Raw genomic sequence first — 3319 nt, forward strand, 5'->3', positions numbered from 1 at the left:
GGTGTTTCCGACTCTATCAGATCTTTTCTCGATCCGATTTCCTCGGTGCTTTCCAGGTTCTCGCTCTCGCGTTTCCCTTTCCGGCGGTTCCGACTTTATCAGAAGCTTTCGGCCGGTCAGACCGGCCGCTCATTTCTGAGTATTTAAGTCGGGGGTGCTTCTCGAAGTCGCAGTCGCAACTTCTTGGGAAGCAAGTAGATTCTAACGATCAGCCCCGAACCTGTCCAGTTCTAGGCAACTCATTGAATCTACCTCCCCACTCCATCCGTGTCAACGGCTCTTGCGGGGCGAAGAGGAGACTAGCAGCTCACAGGGCCCGAACGCACATCAGGCGGCCGTCGGGACGACGGCGCTGCGCTCGGCCGCTTGGAGGTCGCCCGTGTCGCCGGCACGTACCGCTCGGCCGCCGAGGACGTAGACATACGCCAGGAATGTCGCCTCGGCGGCGACCCCGATGCCGATACGGGCCCACGTGGGCAGGCCGGACGGGGTGACGAAGCCTTCGATGGCGCCGGAGACCAACAGGACCAGCGTGAGACCTATCGCCATGCCCACCGCGGCCCGGCCCTCCTCCGCGAGTGCGTCACGGCGGCTACGGGGGCCCGGGTCGATGACGGTCCAGCCGAGACGGAGGCCGGTGCCCGCGGCTACGAAGACGGCGGTCAGTTCGAGAAGGCCGTGCGGGAGGATCAGGCCGAGGAAAGTGTCGAGGCGGCCTGCCGAGGACATCAGTCCGATGCCGACGCCCAGGTTGAGCATGTTCTCGAAGAGGATCCAGAGCACTGGCAGGCCCAGGAAGACGCCCAGCACCAGGCACATCGCGGCGGCCTGGGCGTTGTTCGTCCACACCTGGGCGGCGAAGGAGGCCGCCGGATGGCTCGAGTAGTAGGTCTCGTATTCGCCGCCGGGTCGGGTCAGCTCGCGCAGTTGGCTGGGGGCCGCGATGGTGGACTGCACCTCCGGGTGGGTGCCTATCCACCAGCCCAGGACAATCGCGACGGCGGTGGAGACGAGCGCAGTGGGCACCCACCAGTGGCGCGCGCGGTAGACCGCGGCGGGGAAGCTCTGTCCCAGGAAGCGCGTGACGTCGCGCCATGAGGCGCGACGGGTACCGGTGACGGCGCTACGCGCGCGTGCCACGAGTTGGCTGAGCCGGCCCGTCAGCTGCGGGTCGGGGGCGCTGGACTGGATGAGGGAGAGGTGGGTGGCGGTGCGCTGGTAGAGGGCCACGAGTTCGTCGGCCTCGGCACCGTTGAGCCGGCGCTGGCGGCGGAGAAGGGCGTCGAGGCGGTCCCATTCGGCTCGGTGCGCGGAGACGAAGACGTCCAGGTCCATCGGGTCTGCCTGCTCCTCGGATGGTCGTCCACGGCTCGTCGTGGATGCTCGCTAACGCTGTCAGCTTGTCGTACCGCAGCACGATCCGCCCTCAGCTTGGCAGACTTGCGCTGCACGGGGCAGACCAGGTGAAGGGCGGCGGGCGTGAGTGAGCTGGTGACCGGCGAGGCGGTGGCGCTCGAACTGCGGCCGGCGAAGCTGCCTAGCAGGGCGTTGGCAGTGTTGCTGGACCTGGTCGTGGCCGGACTCGTGTTCATCGGCGTGAGCTTCGCGCTGGTCGCGTCGACCTCGTCCTTGGACGAGGCTGCTCAGACCGCGCTGTCGATCGCGAGCTTTCTGTTGGTGCTGGTCGGCGGGCCGATCGCGGTGGAGACGCTCAGTCACGGGCGCTCGCTCGGGAAGCTGGTGTTCGGGCTGCGTGTGGTGCGGGACGACGGCGGGCCCATCCGGTTCCGGCACGCGCTGGTGCGGGGCGCGATCGGGGTGATCGAGATCCTCCTGACGTTCGGGGTCGTGGCCGCCATCGCCTCGCTGGTGTCGGCGCGGGGACGGCGGCTCGGGGACGTCTTCGCAGGCACCCTCGTCGTACGCGAGCGGATTCCCGTCGGGCGGGCCGGCCTGGTGCCTCCGCCTCCGCCGTGGCTCGCGGGACGGTTCGCCGAGCTGGATCTGTCGGCCGTACCGGACGGGCTGTGGCTTGCCGTCCGGCAGTACCTGACACGGATGCAGCAGCTCGATCCGCAGGTTTCGTGGGGCATGGCGCAGCGATTGGCCACCGATCTCGCGACTCGCACGGGGGCTCAGGTGCCGCAGGGTGTACATCCGGCCGCTTTCCTTGCGGCGGTGGTCCATGAGCGGCAGGCGCGCGAAGCCCGGCAGGCGTTCGGCTCGGGTCCGGCCGCGCCGTGGGGCGCGCCGTCCGGCTTCACACCTGGCGTGCCCGGTGGGGCCGCGCCCGGCGGCTACCCTCCGCCGGTTCCGCAGGCGCCCATGCCCCAGCCACCCATAGGCAACGCGTATCGGGCACCGGCACCCGTTACCCAACCGGCTCCCGTTGCCCAGCCCGTTACACCTCGGCGGGATGAGCAGCCGTCCGACCGTCCGGTCAACGGTTCCGAGTCCACGGGATTCGCGCCGCCGGCATAGCGGGCCGTGCGTCGGCGCCGGATTCGTCGGCTCAGTCGAATCTCGACGGCGGTGACTGGAGGTCCTCCAGCTCGATTCCGGGTGCGGTCAGGACCACGTCGCCGGCGATGTGCACGGTGTGCTGTTCGCCCGTGTCCAGGGCTGTGACCTGGTATTCGTCCACGGTCAGGGGGCCGTTGTCAGTGGCGTGTGCTTCGCTGTTCACCAAGGCCCAGGACTGGTCCAGGGTGCGCGGGGCGAGGACCGGGTCCGTAAAGGCCACGAGGCGTACGCGTGTTGCGGCAGAAGAAGGGGTGAGGCGCAGCAGACGGGCAGTGGCGACGAGGAACGCGGGGGACGTGCCGGTGAAGGCGTGGGCGCGCACATTGCCTTCCGTGGCATGAGTTCCGGTGGGGTCGGTGCGGACCCAGGTGACGCCGTCGAGGGCGGCGCCGCGCACCTGCCAGCCTCCGGCATGCAGTTCGAGGCGGATGGGGCGGCCTAGATCGTCGAGGGCGAGGTCGACCGATCCGCAGTGGTCGCCCGCGGGGGTGGTCAGCTGGGAGACGTAGCGCCAGCCGGAAGGGCCGGGGGCGCACTGAAAGTGCTCTTCTGCGAGGGGGGTGTGATCGTGCGGATCGTGGAGCGAATAGCGGCCGCGGGGCATGGGGGTCCTGGGTCTTGACGGGCTGGTCCGGCCAGGGGCCAAAGGGGCAGGCCCCCGGCACGGGGGTGCGGGGGCCTGCCTCGGAGGAACTGCGGACTCAGTAGCGGTAGTGGTCCGGCTTGTACGGGCCGTCGACGTCCACGCCGATGTACGCGGCCTGCTCGGGACGCAGCTCGGTGAGCTTCACGCCGA

4 protein-coding genes are annotated in these 3319 nt (G+C 69.3%); 1 reads left to right on the forward strand and 3 read right to left on the reverse strand.

Features of this window, described 5'->3' with window-relative positions:
* Window positions 1–327: 327 nt before the first annotated feature.
* On the reverse strand, window positions 328–1335 hold the full coding sequence (locus ABZ471_RS48090) for a stage II sporulation protein M (protein ID WP_359075479.1): 1008 nt from the start codon (window positions 1333–1335) through the stop codon (window positions 328–330).
* Between the two features lie 144 nt (window positions 1336–1479).
* Between ABZ471_RS48090 and ABZ471_RS48095 the strand changes: the two genes are divergently transcribed.
* Complete coding sequence (locus ABZ471_RS48095) at window positions 1480–2481, forward strand: RDD family protein (RefSeq protein WP_359075480.1); 1002 nt, start codon at window positions 1480–1482, stop codon at window positions 2479–2481.
* A 31-nt stretch (window positions 2482–2512) separates the two neighbouring features.
* On the opposite strand, the gene ABZ471_RS48100 is transcribed toward ABZ471_RS48095, so the two are convergent.
* Both ABZ471_RS48100 and ABZ471_RS48105 read right to left on the reverse strand, forming a co-directional pair.
* Window positions 2513–3127 (reverse strand): hypothetical protein, encoded by a 615-nt coding sequence (locus ABZ471_RS48100; protein WP_359075481.1) that lies wholly within the window; start codon window positions 3125–3127, stop codon window positions 2513–2515.
* 97 nt (window positions 3128–3224) lie between these two features.
* A partial coding sequence (locus ABZ471_RS48105) for an adenosylhomocysteinase (protein WP_359075482.1) occupies window positions 3225–3319 on the reverse strand: 95 nt, incomplete at its 5' end.

Origin of the sequence: Streptomyces sp. NPDC005728 (assembly GCF_040630895.1) — a bacterium.
Classification (GTDB): Bacteria; Actinomycetota; Actinomycetes; order Streptomycetales; family Streptomycetaceae; genus Streptomyces.

Bases quoted from the DNA above. Each gene is read 5' to 3' on its own strand.
- ABZ471_RS48090 (WP_359075479.1), bottom strand. From the start codon at position 1,335: ATGGACCTGGACGTCTTCGTCTCCGCGCACCGAGCCGAATGGGACCGC.
- ABZ471_RS48100 (WP_359075481.1), bottom strand. From the start codon at position 3,127: ATGCCCCGCGGCCGCTATTCGCTCCACGATCCGCACGATCACACCCCC.